This is a genomic window from Streptomyces sp. NBC_00691 (assembly GCF_036226665.1).
Classification (GTDB): domain Bacteria; phylum Actinomycetota; class Actinomycetes; order Streptomycetales; family Streptomycetaceae; genus Streptomyces.
The window spans coordinates 4215398-4233326 of record NZ_CP109007.1 but is presented as its reverse complement, the minus strand read 5'-3'; the positions used below and the strand labels follow the sequence as shown (position 1 = coordinate 4233326).

Sequence of the window (17929 nt, the reverse complement as noted above, 5' to 3'; positions counted from 1 at the left end):
CCGGCCGCGCTTCGAGCGGAGGCGCGGCCGGGTCCGGTACGGAGCGGCGGGCAGGGGACGGCCCGCCGCTCCGTCATGTCCCGGTCTCGGGCCCCGGGGCTTCGCGCGCCTCGGTTTCACGGGAGACCATGGTCTCGATGCCGGCCACGAGCACGTCCAGCGCGTACGCGAAGTCGCGGTCCCAGATCTCGGTGACGGTGCCGTGCGAGGCCCGCTCGTCGAGGATCTCCGCCATGGGTTCGAGGACCTCCCCGAAGCTCGGGTCGTCACGGAAGGCCTTGATCGACTCCACGTAGAAGTCGTTCTGCGACATCCCGGCCTCCGCCGCACGCCGCCCGAACTGGGACTCGATCGTCCCGTAGCCGTACACGAACTGGAAGACCGCCGACATCGCGCTGGGCTGACGGTCCATCGGCAGACCGGTGTCCCCGATCGCCTCCTGGATCTTGCCTCCGACGGCGATCGCGTGCGGGCCGATGTTCAGGTACTGCCCGGCGCTCGGCGACATCCAGGGATGGCGGACCAGCATCCGGCGGTACTCCAGGGCGAGCACCCGGATCATGTCCCGCCAGCCGTCGGCGGCCTCCACCGCCGCGAGGTCGACCTCGCCGTAGGCGCTGTCCATGGCGAACTCGATGATGTCGTCCTTGGTGTCCACGTACCAGTACAGGGACATCGCGGTGACGTTCAGGTCGGCCGCCAGCTTGCGCATCGACAGCTTGGCCAGGCCCTCCTCGTCCAGCATGCGGATCGCGGCGGCGACGATCCGGTCCCGGTCGAGACCGGCCGGACCGCCGCCGCTCCGCTGGGTACGGGTCTCCAGCCAGACGCTGGAACGCGCCGGGTTCCTGGCCCGGTCGGCTGCCTTGACCATCGCGTCCCTCCGTCTGTCAGATCTCCGTGACCATGCTAGGCAGCGATGGACCGCTCGGCCGCCGGCGCCTTCTCCGTGCGCTCGGCCCGCCGCAGCAGAGCCGCCGCCACCAGACCGCCGGCGAAGACCGCGATCGCGCCGACCAGCTGGCTGGTCTGGAGCCCGGAGGCGAAGGCGTCCGCGATCTCCCGCCGTTCGGCCTCGCCGCCGGCGGCCGCCAGGGCGGCCGGGAGGGAGGTCGCGGTGACGGCGACGAGCGCCGCGAAACGCGCGTTGAGGACGGCACCGAGGACGGCGACGCCGAGACCGTTGCCGAACTCGGCGAGGGTGCCGTTGATCCCCGCACCCACCCCCGCCTTCTCGGGCGGGATGGAGCTCATGATCGCGTTGGCCATGGCCGGCGAGGAGACGGCGATGCCGCCGCCCATCAGGACCAGGCCGAGGAGCATGCCCGCGTAGCTGCCGTCCGTGCCGCCGCCGAGCAGCGAGATCGAGGTCAGACCGCCGGCGACCAGGGTCATGCCGAGGACGACGGTGGGCGGGGTACCGAGCTTCATGACGATCTTCGGGCCGATGCCGGTCAGGTTGAGGCCGACGATCGTCAGCGCGAGCGGCGCCATCCGCAGACCGGCCTCGAGCGGCTCGTAGCCGAGCACGAACTGCAGGTGCTGGGTGAGCAGGAAGAGCGAGCCGCCCATGCCGAAGACGACCAGGATCGAACCGCCGATGGCGCCGATGAACTTCTGGTTCCGGAAGAAGTGCATGTCGAGCATCGGGTACGGGGTGTGCAGCTCCCACAGCGCGAACGCGCCGAGACCGAGCAGGCCGATCGCGGCCGGGACCAGCACCTGGGCGGAGACCCAGCCGTGCTCGGGGCCGCTGATGATCGCGTACACGACGGCGGTCATGCCGATGGTGGAGAGCAGCGCGCCGAGCAGGTCGGGGCGCTCGCCCTGTGGGTTCTTGGACTCCGGTACGAGCTTGAGGACGGCGACCAGGGCCACGACCGCGACCGGAATGTTGATCAGGAAGATCATTCCCCACCAGAAGTGGTTCAGGATCACGCCGCCGATCAGCGGCCCGCCGGCGAAGCCGAGGGAGGCGACGGTGGACCAGAGCGCGATGGCCTTGACCCGCTCCGAGTCGTCGAAGATCTGCATGACGACGGCGAGGGTGGTGGTCATCAGGAGCGCGCCGCCGACGCCCATGCCCGCCCGGGCGGCGATCAGCTGCGTGGTCGAGTCGGCGATTCCGGCGGCGAGCGAGCCGATGCCGAAGAGCGCGAGTCCGATCGCGAGCAGCTTCTTGCGGCCGTAGCGGTCGGCGGCGTTGCCCGCGCTGAGCAGCAGACCGGACTGGACGAGCGAGTACGCGTTGATCATCCACTGGATGTCGGTGGTGGTCGCGTGGAGTTCGGAGGTCAGCGACGGGATGGCGACGCTGAGCACGGTGTTGTCGAGCAGCACGGTGAGCTGGGCGAGACAGATGACGCCGAGGATCAGCCAGCGCTGCGGGTGACCACCGGTCGCGGTCGGTTCGGTCGCGGCGGTCGTCGCCGTCATGGGCAGGGCTCCTTGTACGGTGTACGGGACTGGGTCTCGTACACCGTACAAGGGCTCTCGTACGCTGTATAGCGCTTAGTTGCTCGGGGCGGTCAGGTCGTAGAAGGTCGCGTTGCCGAGCGTGACCTTCTCGAAGTTCTCCGCGACCCAGGTGGCGATCTCCGAGTTCCCGCCAGGGCCCCCCATGCCGCCCATGCGGCCCCCGCCGGCCTCACCGGTGCCGCCGCCCTCGCCGCTGCCGATGAAGTAGTGGATCCTCCCGTCGGCCACGTACCGCTGGAACTGCGCGAGCGTGGGAGACGGGTCGCTGCCGTTGAAGCCGCCGATCGCCATGACCGGCTTCTCGGTGGCGAGCTGGTAGCTGGCCGCGTTCTGGGCGCCGACCGTGGCGGCGACCCAGGTGTACGTGCCGGCGTCCTGGAGGAGCGCGGCCTCGGCCTCCTTGCCGACGCTGGCGCCGTTGAGCAGACCGCCCATGCCGCCACCGCCACCGCCGGGGCCGTCGCCCCGGGTCATGCCCTGGGGCGGGGTGCCACCGGGCATCTGACCCTGGGCCTGGCCTTGGCCGCCCGGCATCTGACCCTGGGCCTGGCCCTGACCGCCCGGCATCTGACCGCCCTGACCGCCGGGGCCACCGGGCATCTGACCGCCCTGACCGCCGGGGCCGCCCGGCATCTGGCCGCCCTGGCCACCGCCGGGGAATCCCCCGCCCTCGAACATCCGCATGCCGCCACCGCCGCCGGGACCCCGGCCGCCCATCGCGCCGCCCGGCGGGCCCGCCGTGACGATCGAGCCCTGGTGCCCGGCGTCCACCGTCGCCAGGGTGTACGCGAAGGGACCCGCGAGTCCCGCCGCCAGGCCGAGGCCCGCGAGCCCGAGACCGAGCCGCCGGTCCACCCGGCCCGCGCCCAGCAGCCCGAGCGCCGCCACCGCGCCCGCGACCAGGACCGTCCAGCGCAGCCACGGCAGCCAGTCCGGCGTCCGCCCGAGCAGGGTCCAGCCCCACCAGCCGGTTACCGCCACCGTCACCGCGAGGCCCGCCGAGGCGAGCAGCCGGGTCCGTTCCTCCCACAGCACGGCCGCGCCCATGCCGACGAGCGCCGCGACGTACGGGGCCAGGGCCACCGTGTAGTACTCGTGGAAGATGCCGGCCATGAAGCTGAACACGGCCAGTGTGATCAGCAGCGACCCGCCCCACACCAGGAACGCCGAGCGTGCCGTGTCCGTCCGGGGCGCCCGCCAGGTGACGACGAGCCCGGCGACGAGCAGGATCAGCGCGGCAGGCAGCAGCCAGGAGATCTGGCCGCCGATCGAGTCGTTGAACATCCGGAGGACACCGGTCTCACCCCAGCGGCCACCACCGCCGGCGCCACCGCCTCCTCCGCCGCCGACGCTGCCGGTCTCGTTGCCGTTGATGCGCCCGAGGCCGTTGTAGCCGAAGGTCAGCTCCAGGAAGCTGTTGTTCTGCGAGCCTCCGACGTACGGGCGGGAGGACGCCGGCCACAGCTCGACCAGGGCCACCCACCAGCCCGCCGAGACGAGCATCGCGAGCCCGCCCAGGGCGAGTCGGCCGAGCCGTCGCCCGAACCCGCCCGGCGCGCAGGCCAGGTACACCAGCGCCAGCGGCGGCAGGATCAGGAAGGCCTGGAGGGTCTTCGCGAGGAACGCGAACCCGAAGGCCACCCCGGCCCACACGAGCCACCTGGCCGCGCCCCGGTACTGTTCGAGGGCGCGCAGCACGCAGTACACCGCGACCGTCATGAGGAGGGCGAGCAGCGCGTCCGGGTTGTTGAAGCGGAACATCAGCGCCGCGACGGGCGTGAGTGCCAGGGCGACGCCCGCGATCAGGCCCGCGCCCGCGCCGAACCGGCGCCGTACGGCCGCGTAGAGCACGGCGACGGTCGCCACGCCCATGAGGACCTCAGGGACGAGGATCTGCCAGGAGCCGAGGCCGAAGAGGCGGACGGAGAACGCCATCGGCCAGAGGGCGGCCGGCGGCTTGTCGACGGTGATGGCGTTGGCCGCGTCGAGCGAACCGAAGAAGAAGGCCTTCCAGCTCTCGCCGCCCGCCTGGACGGCGGCGGAGTAGAACGAGTTGGCGTAGCCGGAGGCGCTCAGGTTCCACAGGTAGAGCGCGGCGGTCACGGCGAGCAGGCCCAGGAACGCGGGACGGACCCAACGGGCGTCCTCGGCGCGGCCGCGCCACAGCCGGGCGAGGGGGCCGCCGCGGGCCGGCGCGGCAGGGGCCGTACCGGCCGGCGCGGCCAGGGAGGTCGAAGTCATCGGTCGTTCCTTGGGTCGTTCCTTGAGGTGGACCGCTCGGGGAAGACCCAGAGCCGGAAGAGGAGGAAGCGCAGGACGGTCGCGGCAAGGTTGGCGACGACCAGGACGGCGAGTTCGGTGGAGTGCGCGGGATCGCCGGTCGCCGCGCCGAGGGCGGCGAGCGAACCGCTGGTCAGGGCCAGCCCGATGGCGAAGACCACGAGTCCCTGCGCCTGATGGCGAACGGCCCGGTCCCGGCCCCGCACCCCGAAGGTGAGCCGCCGGTTGGCCGCCGTGTTGGCGACGGCGGAGACGAGGAGCGCGACGGCGTTGGCGATCTGCGGCCCGGCACCGAGCCGGAAGAGCGAGTACAGGGCGATGTAGAAGAGCGTCGACAGGGCCCCGACCACGCAGAAGCCGACGAGCTGCCGGGCGAGTCCGCCCGGTACACCGCTGAGTTCACGGTCCCGGGGGTCGTCCCCGAAGGGCCTGACCAGCCGGTCGAGCGGCAGCGAACCCGTCGCGAGCGCCCGGCCCACCCGCCAGACGCCCTTCAGGTCGTCGGTGGCCGTGCTCACGAGGTGCACGGTCGAGTCGGGGTCGTCGACCCAGTCGACGGGCACCTCGTGGATCCGCAGCCCGGCCCGCTCCGCGAGGACCAGCAGCTCGGTGTCGAAGAACCAGCCGGTGTCCTCCACCATCGGGAGCAGCCGCTCCGCGACATCGCGCCGGATCGCCTTGAACCCGCACTGCGCGTCGGAGAACCGGGCGGCGAGCGAGCCGCGCAGGATCAGGTTGTACGCGCGGGAGATGAACTCCCGCTTCGGGCCGCGCACCACCCGCGAGGAGCGGGCGAGCCGGGAGCCGATCGCCAGGTCGGAGTGGCCGGAGATGAGCGGCGCGACCAGGGGCAGCAGGGCGTTCAGGTCGGTGGACAGGTCCACGTCCATGTAGGCGAGGACGGGGGCGTCCGATCCCGACCACACCGTCCGCAGCGCCCGGCCTCGCCCCTTCTGCTCCAGCCGTACGGAGCGCACCTCGGGCACCTCGGCCGCGAGGCCGGCGGCGACCTCGGGGGTGCTGTCGGTGGAGGCGTTGTCGGCGACGGTGATGCGGAAGCCGTACGGGAAGGTCCGGAGGAGGTGTTCGTGGAGCCGGCGGACGCACGGCTCCAGGTCCTTCTCCTCGTTGTAGACGGGGATCACCACGTCCAGGGCGGGCCGTCCCGCGATGTTCACGGGCAGGTGTTCCCGGGCGGGGAGGGCTCCGGACGTGGGCCCCGCGATCGTTGGGGTTCGCATACCGACGACACTCGCCGGGGCCGCTGTCACGGCTGTGTGATCAGCCTGTGGCCTGCCTGTGAGTGGGCTTCCGCCGGGTGGGCGGCGGGCAGCCGGACGGTGAAGACGGTCCGTCCGGGGACGCTCTCGACGGTCACGTCACCGCCGTGGGCGACGACGACCGCCCGGACGATGGCGAGCCCGAGGCCGGTCGATCCGGCGTTGCGGGAGCGGGAGGCGTCGCCGCGTGCGAACCGCTCGAAGACGGCGGGCAGGAGCGCGGCGGGGATGCCGGGTCCGTCGTCCTCGATCCGGACGGTCACCGCGCCGGGTTCGGTACGGACCCGCGCGGTGACCGTGGTCCCGGGCGGGGTGTGCGTCCGGGCGTTGGCGAGGAGGTTGACGAGGACCTGCTGGAGCCGGGCGCCGTCCGCCCGTACGGGACTGGCACCGTCCTCGGGCAGTTCGAGGCACCAGTGGTGGTCGGCCCCGGCGGCACGGGCGTCGCTCACGGCGTCCACGACCAGGGGGACGAGGTCGGTGGGCTCGTACGAGAGAGGGCGTCCGGTATCGAGCCTGGCGAGCAGCAGCAGGTCCTCCACGAGGCCCGTCATGCGGGTCGCCTCGGACTCGATGCGGCCGAGGGCGTGCCGGGTGTCGGGCCCGCACTCCTCGCCGCCGCGCCGGGTCAGCTCCGCGTATCCCCGGATCGAGGCGAGCGGGGTGCGGAGTTCGTGGCTGGCGTCGGCGACGAACTGCCGGACGCGGGTCTCGCTCTGCTGCCTGGCGTCGAGCGCCGAGTGGACGTGGTCGAGCATCCGGTTGATGGCCGCGCCGACCTGTCCGACCTCCGTCCGGGGGTCGGCCTCCGTCTCCGGCACCCGCTGATGGAGCGCCACCTCCCCGCTGTGCAGGGGCAGCCGGGCGACCTGCCGTGCTGTCACGGCCACCCGTCGAAGGGGCCGCAGGGCCACCCCGACGAGGACGGTTCCGGCGAGGGAGGCCGCGACGAGGCCGGCGCCGGTGACGCTCAGCTCGACGAGGATCAGGGTGGAGAGGGCGTTCTCGACCTCGCTGAGCGGTATGCCGGTGAGGAAGGTGCCTTTGCTCCCCTCCGCGTACGCGACCCGGTAGCTGCCGAGACCGCCGGGCAGGTCGACGGTGTGCGGCTCGCCGTCGCGCGGGACGGCGGCGAGCGCGGCCCGCTGGGCGTCGTCGAGCGGTTCGATCCGCTCCGGCGGGCCGTACACCCCGCTGTCCTCGGCCTCCGCCGAGTAGCCGGCCACCGTCACCTCGCCGTCCGTGAGGACCGCGCCGAGCGTGCCCGTCTTCGTGCCCGGTCCCACGACGAACCGGAGCGGGTCCCCGCCGCCCCGGTCTGGTTCGGGCCGGGCGGTCGGCGGGCCCGCGGCCCAGTGGGAGACGGCGCGGACCTCCTCGTCGGCCCGGTCGTACAGGTACGAGCGGAACGCGATCGTCGTGACCGCGCCGATCACGGCCGCGACGACCGCGATCAGCGCGACGGCCGAGACGACGAGACGGGTCCGCAGCGACCATGGCCCCCGTGTCCGCGGAGACCGTGACCGCTGCCCTGCATCTCGCCCCACGAGTCGCTACTCCCCCGGCTTGATGAGGTAGCCGGCCCCGCGCCGGGTGTGGATCATCGGGGCGCGCCCCACGTCGATCTTCCGCCGCAGGTACGAGATGTAGAGCTCGACGACATTGGCCTGGCCGCCGAAGTCGTAGGACCAGACCCGGTCGAGGATCTGCGCCTTGCTGAGCACCCGCCGCGGATTGCGCATCAGATAGCGCAGCAGCTCGAACTCGGTCGCCGTGAGGTGGATCGAGTCCCCGCCCCGGGTGACCTCGTGGCTGTCCTCGTCGAGGGTGAGGTCCCCGACGACGAGCAGCGACTCGCTGCGTGCGAAGGCCGCCCCGGACCTGCGGATGAGGCCGCGCAGCCGGGCCACGACCTCCTCCAGGCTGAACGGCTTGGTGACGTAGTCGTCGCCGCCGGCGGTGAGCCCGGCGATGCGGTCCTCGACGGCGTCCTTCGCCGTCAGGAACAGCACCGGTACGTCGGGCAGTTCGCGCCGGATCCGGCCGAGCAGGCTCAGCCCGTCGACATCGGGCAGCATGATGTCGAGGATGACGGCGTCGGGCCGGAACTCACGCGCGGAGCGCAGTGCGGCGGCCCCGTCCCCGGCACTGCGCACCTGCCAGCCCTCGTACCGCAGGGCCATGGAGAGCAGCTCGGCGAGCGAGGCCTCGTCGTCGACGACGAGGACACGGACAGCGGTGCCGTCGGCACGGAGCATGTCGGCGCGGGTGCCGGTACGGCGTGTGGTGACGGTCATGGACCCACGCTGTCGGCCGCCGCTGAGAGGCCTCTTTCCCTTTCCTGTGAATTCCCTGAGAAAGGGGCGCCGGGGCTCTCAGGGTTTCACGTGAAACAACGCGGCGCCGTTCTCGTACAGGACCCCCCGGAGCCAGTCGTCCCCGAGCCCGAGGCGTTCGAGGGCCTGGAGCTGGTGCACGTAGGGGTACGGGATGTTCGGGAAGTCGGAGCCGAGGAGGATCCGGTCACCGACGTCCACCAGCCGCGTGAGCTCCGCCCGGGGGAAGGGCGCGAGCCTCTCACTGAAGTCGGTGAAGGCCATGGTGGTGTCGAGATGGACGCCCTCGTACCGCTGGACGAGGTCGAGGAAGTCGCCGTACTCGGGCATCCCCATATGAGCGACGATCACCCGGAGCCCGGGGTGGCGGGCGAGCAGCCGCCCCATGGGCCCCGGCCCGGTGAAGGCGCCCGGCGTGGGCCCGGAGCCGCAGTGCACCACCACGGGGGTGCCGGAGTCGGCGAGCGCTCCCCATGCCCCGTCCAGCAGCGGGTCGGTCGGGTCGAAGCCGCCGACCTGGAGGTGCACCTTGAAGACCCGCGCCCCCGCGTCGAGCGCCTCAGGGACGTACCGCTCGACGCCCGGCTCGGGGAAGAAGGTCGCCGTGTGCAGACAGTCGGGAGTACGGGCGGCGAAGTCGGCGGCCCAGGAGTTCAGCCAGGCGCCCATCCCGGGCTTGTGCGGATAGAGCATCGCGGTGAACGCGACCGCTCCGAAGCCCCGCAGGAGGGCGAGCCGGCGCTCCTCCTCCTCGCGGTAGGTGATGGGCCACTCCGTCCCGGTCAGCGGACCGACGGCGTCGAAGTAGGCCCAGACCTTGTCGAGGACGTTCTGCGGCATGAAGTGGGTGTGGACGTCGACGAGCCCGGGAATCCCGAGCCGCTCGACGAGCGCCCGGATGTCCTCGCTCTCGCGTCCCTCGCCGTCCACGTCGCTTCCTCCGCCGTCGGCGTCGCTTCCTCGGCCGTCGGCGTCGCTCGCGCCGTTCTCACTATGCACGCTCAAAGCTGTAACTCCGCTCGACCTTGCCGATGTGGACGCTGAAGCTGTCGTACCAGTGCTCCCGCCCGTACGCCTTGGCGGCCCGGTGCTCCCCGTGCAGACGCCAGGCGTCGAGCGACTCCAGGTCCCGGAAGTAGGCGACGGTGATGCCGATGCCGCCGGGAGTCCGGGCGGACTCGTGGCCGAGGAAGCCCGGCATCTCCTGGGCGAGCGCGTTCATCCGGGCGGCCGTCTCGGCGTAGCCCTCGGGAGCGTCGGGACGGATCGAAGTGAACACAGCGGTGTAGTAGGGCGGTTCGAGATCCGCCACCAGCCTGGGAGTCATGTGATCACCCTCGCCGGGCCGGCACGGGGATGTCCACGGCGCCCGGGGAAAGGGATCCAAGACTTTACGAAGGGCCGTCACGAGAGGTCGCGGGCCTCAGAAGAGCTCCCCCTGGCTGCTCGGGTCGACGGCGGACACCGCTTCCGACACCGGTACGGAGAAGGCGTCCCCCTCCCCGGCGCCCTGGAGCACCCACCCGCCCATCAGCCGGGTGTCGAGGGCCAGACAGCGCCCGGCGGAGTCGAGCAGGTGCAGATCGGGCCCGGCCGCGGCGAGCAGCCGCCCGCTGACGACACCCCCGTCGACCAGCTCCGTGACCGTGCCCGCGAACGGCGGCAGCCCGTCGACACCGAAAGCCTCGGCGTGGTCGCGCGCGGCGAACTCCAGTGGCTCCAGGGTCTCCGTCCAGCCGCCGACCTCCCGCGCCCGCCCGTACAGGTCGCGGACCTCCCTGGACCGGTCCGGGGCGGGCGGCAGGGTGTGCCGGGCGGCGCGCTTCCGCTCGTACGCCACCCGGTCGGGAACCCCGAGCGCCTGCCGCAGCACCTCCTCGGTCCGCCGGGCGGCCATCAGCGGCCCCCGCCCGAGCCAGCTGAACGTGACGGCGCCCTGTTCGAGCAGCCGGGCCTCGCCCCGGGCCTCCGCGGTGATCCCGACCTTGGTCATCCCGGGCCCGAACCAGGCCAGATACACGCGGTACGGCTGCGGATCGTCCAGGAAGGTGTCGGCGGCGACGGAATGGGCCCGGTCGAGCCGCGCGCACTCCGCGCACCGGCCCCCCGTGGCCCGGCCGGCCACGACGGCATCCAGTGGGCAGGGATTGCCCCGGGCCCCCGGGCACCGGCGCTCCCCCACGGCCCGGAAGGCGAGCTTCCGCCCGTACGCGAGGGCGCTGACCCTCCCGCCCTGCCACCGCAGTCCGGGCACGCCTCCGCTCCAGGTGATCCCCCGGCTCCGCCACTCCACGCCCGCGCCTCCCTATGCTCCCCGGATGTCCAGTCTCCGCCACATCCGCTTCCAGTCCCCTGCCCCGGGACCCCGGGGCCATCACCCCGGAGTGTTCGGCCTGGCCAACCTGCTGGCCCGGGAGGGCAGGCTCACTCCCGAGGAGTGGGCGATCTGGCGCTCCTCGAACGACTGGTACGACGCCCACTTCCCCGACCCGACCGCGGCCGACCCGACGGTCTACGACCCGGAGCTGAACCCGGGCGCGGCCGCGTGGTTCCGGCCGACGGCCACCGAGGCACTGGCCCGCGTCGACCCGTACCTGCGGATCCTGCGGGACCACGGGGTGCCCTGCGTCCGCCTGGAGTCGGCCGACCCGGGCCGGGTCGTCTACGCGGACGCGTACCAGGTCGTCGTCGTGCCGGCTCAGGGCAGGACGTAGATCCGCGCCCCGTCGGCGTCGGGCCCGCCGACCTCGCGCATGCACCCGCGCTCGATCAGCAGGCGCACGCAGTCCCGGACGCGCTCGCCGGAGAGACCGGTGCGCCGGGTGACGTCCTGGGCCCGGTAGCGGACGCCGCCGTGCACCAGGCCGGGGGCGAGACAGCTCGCGACCGTGCGTACGTCCCCGGTGACGGCCCAGGACTCGACGAGCTGATCCGGGGTGAGTGCGACGGCGGCCCCGGCGCGCTGGCGGGGCACGGAGAGCCGCTCAAGGGAGTCGGCGACCCTTGAGAGGCTCCGCCGGGTCTCGCGGAGCAGCTCCGCGTACTCGATGTCCTCCGCGAACGCGACCGACCGCTCGTCGAACTGCCCGTCGAGCCGGACGAGGACGTCGACAAGCTCCGGTGGCAGCACGAACCCGGTATGCGCGGGGGAGGGTTCGAGCCCGTACCCCCCGTACCGCTGGACCGCCGCTATGACCTCGGCCGTCCACGCCCGGAACGGCGCGGCCTCCGGTCTGCGGCAGGCCCCGACGAGCTGGACGAGCCCCTGCAGGCTCACCATCCGCGTCGCCGCCCGGATCCCGCCCCGGCCGGAGAACTCCTCGCCCCCGGCGAGCTCCCGCGCGGACGCCAGCCACGCCCCGGGCAGCGTCACCGTCCGCAACGCCTCCCGGCTCCCCGCGTATCCCAGCCGCTTCGCCACGTCCACGAGGGGGAACCAGTGGGTCCCGTCGTGCGCGGTGAGCCTCCGCAGGGGCGCACCGGTGGCGGCGTACACCAAGTCATCGATGTCGATCGCGTCCATCGATCATCACCTCCGCCTCGCAAGCTAGGCCGAAGGCATATTCAACTGACATGCAAATCAGACAGGTTCACCCAAAAGGGGAGAGAATCCCGGGTATACCCCCGGAAATCCCTCCCCTCACACCTGCCTAGCGGGCGACGAACTGCGTGAGGATCGCCTGCACCTCGTAGATGTCGACGCCCTTGGTGAAGGTCTTCTGGACCGGCAGCTGGCTGCCCGAGATCCAGATCTTCAGCTCGGCGTCCAGGTCGAAGGTGCCGGCGGTCTCGACCGCGAAGTGCGTGATGCTCTTGTACGGGATCGAGTGGTACTCGACCTTCTTGCCGGTGATGCCCTGCTTGTCGACCAGCACGAGCCGCCGGTCGGTGAAGAAGATGGTGTCGCGGATCAGCAGGTACGCGGCGTGCACCTGCTCCCCCTGCCCGAGCAGCCGCGCGTAGTCCTGCTGCGCCTGCGCCGGATCAATCGCGTGCGCGTTCCCGAAGAGCGCCATGCCCCTACCCCCACATCGAAGAGAAAAGAACGATCATCCGACCCTAACCCTCCACCCCGCCACCGCCGAAGGGCTCAGGACTCCCCTCGGGGGGCCTCCGGATGACCTCCGGCATGACGAACGGTGGCGACCGGCACCCGACCCGAGTCGCCTGCCTCTCGCACCAGTTGGCCAAGGCGGACCTAGCCGGTCTCCTCCGGCTTCTCCGGCCGGCGCTTGCCCCGCCGGGGCGCCGCGGCGCCGCGGATCTCCTCCGTGGCCGCGCGGAACGCGGGCGCCGCGCGGGCGAAGTAGTCGAAGAGCACGGCCTGGTGCTCCGGTGGGTAGGAGCCGATCACCGCCGCGATGTGGCGGCGAGCCGGGCCGACCACGTCCTCGATGCGGTCCAGCGCGTCCGGTACCGGCTCCACGATGACCCGGCGCCGGTCACTCGGATCGGCGGCCCGGCGGGCGTAGCCGGCCCGTTCGAGTCGGTCGATGAGCCGGGTGGTCGCGCCCGTGGTCAGCCCGGTACGGAGGGCGAGCTCACCGGAGGACAGGCCGCCCTCGAGGGTGATGAGGCTGAGTGCGTACCACTCGGACGTGTGCAGGCCCGCCGCCTCGGCGCTGGCCAGACCCTGGAGTCCGACGGCGTCCAGGTACTGCCGGAAGACCGTGTGCGCGTCCGCGCCGCCACCTGTTGCCATTCTCGGGATCGCCTCCTATCTTTATATCTGCACGCATGCAGATACTGAGTACAGTCAGTATCTGCATGAGTCTAGCCAATTGGGGAGTGGTCCGTCATGCAGCCCATCAGCACGTCCACCACCGAGTCCATCGCCTCCGTCCAAGCCGTGCTGCGCCGCCTCGTCGCCGCCTGGGAGCGCCACGACGCCGAGGCCTACGGCGAGCTGTTCACCGAGGACGCCACGTACATCACCTACGTCGGCACCTTCTACCGGGGACGCCGCGACATCGTGGAGAGCCACCGCACCCTCTTCACCGGCTTCCTCAAGGGCACCCGGCTGGCGGACGAGGTCCTCGACATCCGCTTCTACGGGCCCGGCGTTGCCGTGGTGAACGGGCGCGGGGACACCTACAAGGGCAGGCGTCCGGCGAAGCTGGCCAAGATCCAGACGTACACGCTCGTCCGCGAGGCCGACGGGCGGTGGCGGATCGCCGCCTTCCAGAACACCAAGCGCAAGCCGCTGATGGAGGCCGTGTCCTACCGCTTCGCCCCGGGCCTCGTCCCGTCCGGCGAACACTGACGTGCGCGGCCGCCCACCCGCACCACTCGCCGACCTGACGACCTTACGGAGAACCCAGATGACCCCCGACCTCGCCACCGCCGCCGCCCCGCGCGACGGAGCCGATGCCCCGGCTACCCCGTCCGCCCCTCCCGCCTCGCCCCGCCGACGTCGACGCACCCTCAAGCGCGCCCTGATCGCCACCGCGCTCACCCTCGGCCTGACAGCCGGTGGGGGCTACCTGTGGCTCGACTCCGCCTCTGAGGTCAAGGTCACCGGCGCCGCGGCGTGCACCGCCGTCACCCCGGCGGGCACCGGCACGGGTACGGGAGACCGCGACGCCGTGTGCGGGGTGCTGTCCTCGCTCGCCGCGGCGTGGGGTGCGGCCGACGCCGACGCGTTCGGAGCCCTCTTCACGCAGGACGCCACGTACACGACCTACGTCGGCACCCACTACCAGGGCCGCGGCGACATCACCGAGGCCCACCGAGCCCTCTTCGGCGGCTTCGTCAAGGGGACGAAGCTGGCCGACTCCATCCTGGGCATCCGTTTCCTCGGCCCCGACGCGGCCGTCGTCACCAGCCGCGGCGACACGTACACGGGCGGGCGGCCGGGAGAGCTGTCGAAGGTCCACCGGGAGAGCTGTCGAAGGTCCAGACGTACACGCTCACCCGGGAAGCCGACGGGCGGTGGCGGATCGCGGCCTTCCAGAACACGCAGCGCCAGCCGGTCATGGAGAAGGTCTCCTTCCTGCTGTCCCCCGGCACGGCGCCCAGGGCCGAGAAGTGACCGCCCGACCCGCTCGCGCCGCCTTGGTCACCGGGGCCAGTGCGGGCATCGGCCTGACCTTCGCCCGCGAACTCGCCTCGGCCGGCTGGACCGTGACCGCCGTGGCCCGGAGCGAGGACCGGTTACGCGCCCTCGTGGAGGAGCTCGGACCCGGCCATCGCTACCTGGTCGCCGACCTCTCGACCCCCGAAGGGCAGGAACTGGTCGCCGCCGAGCTGGTCCAGCGGCCCGTCGAGCTGCTGGTCAACAACGCCGGCACCGCCCACCACGGCCCCTTCACCGGGACCGGCCCGCGGGAAGCGCTGGCCGCCCTGCACCTGAGCGGCGACGCCGTCGTCGTACTGGCGCACGCCTTCCTCTCCGGGGCCCGGCGCGGGGACGCGCTCATCAACGTCTCCTCCACCCTCGCGCACGCCCCGGCCCCGGGCCTCGCCGTCTACAGCGCCGGCAAGGCCTTCGTGACGGCCTTCTCCGAAGCCCTCTGGTACGAGCAACGCCCCCTCGGCGTCCACGTCATGACCCTCTCCCCCGGCCCGACCTCCACGGAGCCGGAGACGGAGTCCAGCGCCGGGGCGGCCGCCCGTCGCCACCAGGACGCCCCGGCGGCCATGGTCCAGAGCCCGGCGGCGGTCGTCCGCACCGCCCTGCGCGCCCTGGACCGCCGTACCGGCCCCACCGTCGTCCCGGGGCGGACGAACTCCCTCTTCGTCCTCGCCACCCGCCTGCTGCCACGCCGCACGCTCCTGGCGATGCTCAGCCGCTAGAGCTGCGACCAGGAGTCCCTACGGGCCGAGGCAGCCCGGCCTCGCCGCCTCTCGTCGCGCCGGCGTGCGCGCGATCCCGCTCCGGACCACCCGGCACACGTGCAGTTCGCTCCTGACAGCGATCAACGCGGCTGCTGTACTTCACTGCTGTACGCCCAGGAAACGCAAGAGGCCCGGACTCTCGTCCGGGCCTCTCATCCATGTGCACTCGGCAGGATTCGAACCTGCAACCTTCTGATCTACGTCCTGTGGCTTCTCATGGTCTCCACCGGCCTGCGCCGCAGGGAGGTCCTCGCGCTCACGTGGTCGGACGTCGACCTCGGCGCCGGTCAGCTCCGGGTCCGCCGGAATCTCCAGCGGATCAAGCGAGAGTTGCTCTTCGGCACCCCGACGACGGCACGGTCCATCCGTACGGTCTCGCTTCCGAAGCGGTGTGTGGACGCCCTCCACGCGCACCGGGTCACCCAGGAACAGGAACGGAAGGTGGCCGGCGCGAAGTGGAAGCCGCTGGACCACCAGCCGGGCGGGCTCATCTTCACCACGTCGACCGGTAGGGCCACCGACCCCCGCAGCCTGAACAGGATGCTCACGCTCCTGTGCGCCAAGGCGAAGGTGCGTCGGATCCGGGTGCATGACCTGCGGCACACCTGCGCGTCACTGCTGCTCGCGCAGGGGGTGGACGCCCGCATCATCATGGAAACGCTTGGGCACAGCACAATCACGATGACGCTCGACACCTACGCGCACGTCATGCAGACGACGCTCAGGGCGGCGGCCGAGCGAATGGACGACGCTTTGGGGTTGGAGACCGACCAGGACGAGAACGACCACGACTCACCCTCATCTCGTCAGCCGAACGGGCTCCAGGACCCGAAAGCGGAGTAGCGCGCTTGAGCGCGCAGTCGGAGGCTGATGACATGGACCAACCACCATCAGGGCAAGAGCCCCGCCCAGATCCGTACCAGCAGCCGTGGGGGCAGGGTGCACAGCAGCCTCATGCCGGGGCAGGCTGGCAGGCCCCGCCGGGCGGTGGCGCACCTTACGGAGCAACCCCGCCAAGGAAGAAGCGGCGGAAGTGGCCGTGGGTGCTGCTCATCCTGGTCCTGCTGGCGGCAGGCGGATGCGTAGCCGTCATCGCGGGCATCTCAAACGAAGTGTCGAAAGAAGTCACGGTGGAGTACGCGGTCACTGGCGACGCAAGAGACGTGACCATCGCCTATTCCTTCTGGAACGACGATGGCATCTCGTCAAGATCCGAAACCGTCGAGAAGCTGCCGTGGCGGAAGACCCTAAAGACGAAGGGCTTCGTGAAGGGTGGATCACTGCTCATCAGTCTGAGCGGGTCAGGAGGGACGGCCACATGCTCGGTGAGCGTAGACAACGACTCGCCAAAGACAGCCACCGCGTCCGGGCCATCGGCGGCAGCCACCTGCAGCGGATTCTGAGCCGAGCACGAGACACAGCACGTTGATGTCACCCGCTGATGTCAGAGGCCCCCTGGACCATGTCCAGGGGGCCTCTGATCTGTGTGCACTCGGCAGGATTCGAACCTGCAACCTTCTGATCCGTAGTCAGATGCTCTATCCGTTAAGCTACGAGTGCTTGTTCTTTTGTCTTGCCTCCGCTCCCCGGTCTTTCGACCCGCTCGCGGCGACAGACAGAACATTACATGACTGCCGCCGCCATGTGAAATCCATTGGCCTTACCCCTTGTGAGCTGCGAAAACGCCGCGCGGGCCCGGAGTGCGGGCCGAGGGTGAGGGCGGGCGGGCGGAGGCTCCGCGGGCCGGAAACGGCCGAAGCCCCGGCCTGTGGGGCCGGGGCTTCGGTAGGGGCGGAGGCGGAGGGATTTGAACCCTCGATGGGCTTTAAGACCCAAACCGCATTAGCAGTGCGGCGCCATAGACCGGACTAGGCGACGCCTCCATGCACCCCGCGCATACGCGAGTGGTGCGTGCAGATGATGACACAGGCGAACCGGCTGTCACCAATCGATTCTCACCGTACTAGTCCTCCGGGGTCGAGGGCAAAGCCCGGCGACCCCGACGTGGCGCCCTTCCGAGGCGCGGGCTCACCTCCGGACGCCTCCCCGCCGCGGCCTCCGCCCGACAGGCACCCGCCCGCCGCCCGCCCGGCGCACCCCGCTTGCGCAACGCCCCGGCGCCCGGAGCGTTAGAAGGGGCGGGGCACGGCATGCGCCCGCCCCGCCGTCCACCGCCGCTCCCGCTCCCCGCTCCTGGAGATCCGCATGCTGCGCCGCCTCGTCCTCGCATCCCTCGCCACCGCCGCCGCCGGCACCGCGGGGTTCGGTCCGCTCCCGCCGCTGCCCCTGCTCTCCCCGCCCGAGAAGCTGACCGTCACCGTCTCCGAGAGCGGCCATCCGGACGCCGACGGCACCTTCGAGCTGAGGTGCGACGACCGTGCCGCCGGAAACCACCCGGCCCACGAGAACGCCTGCGAGCGCCTCGACCGGCTCGCGCAGGAGGGCGCCGACCCGTTCGCGCCCGTGCCCGCGGACCAGTTCTGCACGCAGGTGTACGGCGGCCCCGCACTCGCCCACGTCACCGGCACCTGGCAGGGCCGCACGGTCGACGCCCGCTTCTCCCGCGCCGACGGCTGTGAGATCAACCGCTGGGAGAATCTGGAGCCGGTCCTTCCTCTTGTCCGGGGATGAGACGGGATGGGACGGGATGAGACCGGGGTCACCCCCCGGCGGCTCCCTTAGACTCCCTTCCGTGACAGGGTGCGGCCCGAGGGGCAA

At 71.7% G+C, this 17929-nt stretch carries 18 protein-coding genes, 2 tRNA genes and 1 pseudogene; 7 read left to right on the top strand and 14 right to left on the bottom strand.

What is annotated here, in order from left to right; genetic code table 11:
• Positions 1 to 73: 73 nt before the first annotated feature.
• The 9 genes from OG392_RS19075 to OG392_RS19035 form a co-directional block, all read right to left on the bottom strand.
• Positions 74 to 874: a TetR/AcrR family transcriptional regulator gene (locus OG392_RS19075; protein WP_329280971.1), complete on the bottom strand. Its 801-nt coding sequence runs from the start codon at positions 872 to 874 to the stop codon at positions 74 to 76.
• 35 nt (positions 875 to 909) lie between these two features.
• Entirely contained in the window at positions 910 to 2436 is a 1527-nt protein-coding gene (locus OG392_RS19070; RefSeq protein WP_329280969.1) for an MFS transporter, read from the bottom strand.
• A gap of 75 nt (positions 2437 to 2511) precedes the next feature.
• Complete coding sequence (locus OG392_RS19065; RefSeq protein WP_329280967.1) at positions 2512 to 4719, bottom strand: ArnT family glycosyltransferase; 2208 nt, start codon at positions 4717 to 4719, stop codon at positions 2512 to 2514.
• A complete protein-coding gene (locus OG392_RS19060; protein ID WP_329280965.1) occupies positions 4716 to 5999 on the bottom strand; it encodes a bifunctional glycosyltransferase family 2/GtrA family protein in 1284 nt (427 codons plus the stop codon). Before OG392_RS19060 ends, OG392_RS19065 begins: the two co-directional genes overlap by 4 nt.
• A 26-nt stretch (positions 6000 to 6025) precedes the next feature.
• Positions 6026 to 7585, bottom strand: coding sequence for a sensor histidine kinase (locus OG392_RS19055; RefSeq protein WP_329280963.1), 1560 nt, complete (start codon positions 7583 to 7585; stop codon positions 6026 to 6028).
• A 6-nt stretch (positions 7586 to 7591) separates the two neighbouring features.
• Positions 7592 to 8335 (bottom strand): response regulator transcription factor, encoded by a 744-nt coding sequence (locus OG392_RS19050; RefSeq protein ID WP_329280961.1) that lies wholly within the window; start codon positions 8333 to 8335, stop codon positions 7592 to 7594.
• A gap of 78 nt (positions 8336 to 8413) precedes the next feature.
• Positions 8414 to 9304 (bottom strand): amidohydrolase family protein, encoded by an 891-nt coding sequence (locus tag OG392_RS19045; RefSeq protein ID WP_329287358.1) that lies wholly within the window; start codon positions 9302 to 9304, stop codon positions 8414 to 8416.
• 61 nt (positions 9305 to 9365) lie between these two features.
• A complete protein-coding gene (locus OG392_RS19040; RefSeq protein WP_329280959.1) occupies positions 9366 to 9701 on the bottom strand; it encodes an antibiotic biosynthesis monooxygenase family protein in 336 nt (111 codons plus the stop codon).
• Between the two features lie 96 nt (positions 9702 to 9797).
• Entirely contained in the window at positions 9798 to 10667 is an 870-nt protein-coding gene (locus OG392_RS19035; RefSeq protein ID WP_329280957.1) for a DUF2797 domain-containing protein, read from the bottom strand.
• A 25-nt stretch (positions 10668 to 10692) separates the two neighbouring features.
• Between OG392_RS19035 and OG392_RS19030 the strand changes: the two genes are divergently transcribed.
• Complete coding sequence (locus tag OG392_RS19030; protein ID WP_329280955.1) at positions 10693 to 11088, top strand: hypothetical protein; 396 nt, start codon at positions 10693 to 10695, stop codon at positions 11086 to 11088.
• Here the strand turns inward: OG392_RS19030 and OG392_RS19025 are convergent.
• The 3 genes from OG392_RS19025 to OG392_RS19015 form a co-directional block, all read right to left on the bottom strand.
• Positions 11073 to 11897 (bottom strand): BRO family protein, encoded by an 825-nt coding sequence (locus OG392_RS19025; protein WP_329280953.1) that lies wholly within the window; start codon positions 11895 to 11897, stop codon positions 11073 to 11075. The two genes, OG392_RS19030 and OG392_RS19025, sit on opposite strands and share 16 nt — an antisense overlap.
• Before the next feature lie 127 nt (positions 11898 to 12024).
• Positions 12025 to 12390 (bottom strand): PH domain-containing protein, encoded by a 366-nt coding sequence (locus OG392_RS19020; RefSeq protein ID WP_030318096.1) that lies wholly within the window; start codon positions 12388 to 12390, stop codon positions 12025 to 12027.
• A gap of 182 nt (positions 12391 to 12572) precedes the next feature.
• Positions 12573 to 13076, bottom strand: a complete 504-nt coding sequence (locus OG392_RS19015; protein ID WP_329280950.1) for a MarR family winged helix-turn-helix transcriptional regulator — start codon at positions 13074 to 13076, stop codon at positions 12573 to 12575.
• A 96-nt stretch (positions 13077 to 13172) separates the two neighbouring features.
• Here OG392_RS19015 and OG392_RS19010 point away from each other — a divergent pair, with 96 nt between their 5' ends.
• From OG392_RS19010 to OG392_RS18990, 5 genes and pseudogenes are all read left to right on the top strand, one after another.
• Positions 13173 to 13637, top strand: a complete 465-nt coding sequence (locus OG392_RS19010) for an SgcJ/EcaC family oxidoreductase (RefSeq protein ID WP_329280948.1) — start codon at positions 13173 to 13175, stop codon at positions 13635 to 13637.
• 58 nt (positions 13638 to 13695) lie between these two features.
• Positions 13696 to 14163, top strand: a pseudogene (locus OG392_RS19005) (SgcJ/EcaC family oxidoreductase); the annotation flags it as partial.
• Between the two features lie 238 nt (positions 14164 to 14401).
• On the top strand, positions 14402 to 15169 hold the full coding sequence (locus tag OG392_RS19000; RefSeq protein WP_329280946.1) for an SDR family NAD(P)-dependent oxidoreductase: 768 nt from the start codon (positions 14402 to 14404) through the stop codon (positions 15167 to 15169).
• 99 nt (positions 15170 to 15268) lie between these two features.
• On the top strand, positions 15269 to 16054 hold the full coding sequence (locus tag OG392_RS18995; protein WP_329280944.1) for a site-specific integrase: 786 nt from the start codon (positions 15269 to 15271) through the stop codon (positions 16052 to 16054).
• Positions 16055 to 16254: 200 nt separating this feature from the next.
• Positions 16255 to 16614, top strand: coding sequence for a hypothetical protein (locus tag OG392_RS18990; RefSeq protein ID WP_329280941.1), 360 nt, complete (start codon positions 16255 to 16257; stop codon positions 16612 to 16614).
• Between the two features lie 84 nt (positions 16615 to 16698).
• Here OG392_RS18990 and OG392_RS18985 read toward each other — a convergent pair.
• Positions 16699 to 16771: transfer RNA gene (locus OG392_RS18985), tRNA-Arg, on the bottom strand.
• A gap of 232 nt (positions 16772 to 17003) precedes the next feature.
• A tRNA-Ser gene (locus OG392_RS18980) sits at positions 17004 to 17094 on the bottom strand.
• A gap of 322 nt (positions 17095 to 17416) precedes the next feature.
• Here OG392_RS18980 and OG392_RS18975 point away from each other — a divergent pair.
• Positions 17417 to 17842, top strand: a complete 426-nt coding sequence (locus tag OG392_RS18975; protein ID WP_329280939.1) for an SSI family serine proteinase inhibitor — start codon at positions 17417 to 17419, stop codon at positions 17840 to 17842.
• The last annotated feature ends 87 nt before the right edge of the window (positions 17843 to 17929 follow it).

Bases quoted from the DNA above. Each gene is read 5' to 3' on its own strand.
- OG392_RS19010 (WP_329280948.1), top strand. From the start codon at position 13,173: ATGCAGCCCATCAGCACGTCCACCACCGAGTCCATCGCCTCCGTCCAA.
- OG392_RS18975 (WP_329280939.1), top strand. From the start codon at position 17,417: ATGCTGCGCCGCCTCGTCCTCGCATCCCTCGCCACCGCCGCCGCCGGC.
- OG392_RS19075 (WP_329280971.1), bottom strand. From the start codon at position 874: ATGGTCAAGGCAGCCGACCGGGCCAGGAACCCGGCGCGTTCCAGCGTC.
- OG392_RS19050 (WP_329280961.1), bottom strand. From the start codon at position 8,335: ATGACCGTCACCACACGCCGTACCGGCACCCGCGCCGACATGCTCCGT.
- OG392_RS19025 (WP_329280953.1), bottom strand. From the start codon at position 11,897: ATGGACGCGATCGACATCGATGACTTGGTGTACGCCGCCACCGGTGCG.
- OG392_RS19030 (WP_329280955.1), top strand. From the start codon at position 10,693: ATGTCCAGTCTCCGCCACATCCGCTTCCAGTCCCCTGCCCCGGGACCC.
- OG392_RS19020 (WP_030318096.1), bottom strand. From the start codon at position 12,390: ATGGCGCTCTTCGGGAACGCGCACGCGATTGATCCGGCGCAGGCGCAG.
- OG392_RS19065 (WP_329280967.1), bottom strand. From the start codon at position 4,719: ATGACTTCGACCTCCCTGGCCGCGCCGGCCGGTACGGCCCCTGCCGCG.
- OG392_RS19015 (WP_329280950.1), bottom strand. From the start codon at position 13,076: ATGGCAACAGGTGGCGGCGCGGACGCGCACACGGTCTTCCGGCAGTAC.
- OG392_RS19070 (WP_329280969.1), bottom strand. From the start codon at position 2,436: ATGACGGCGACGACCGCCGCGACCGAACCGACCGCGACCGGTGGTCAC.
- OG392_RS19040 (WP_329280959.1), bottom strand. From the start codon at position 9,701: ATGACTCCCAGGCTGGTGGCGGATCTCGAACCGCCCTACTACACCGCT.
- OG392_RS19060 (WP_329280965.1), bottom strand. From the start codon at position 5,999: ATGCGAACCCCAACGATCGCGGGGCCCACGTCCGGAGCCCTCCCCGCC.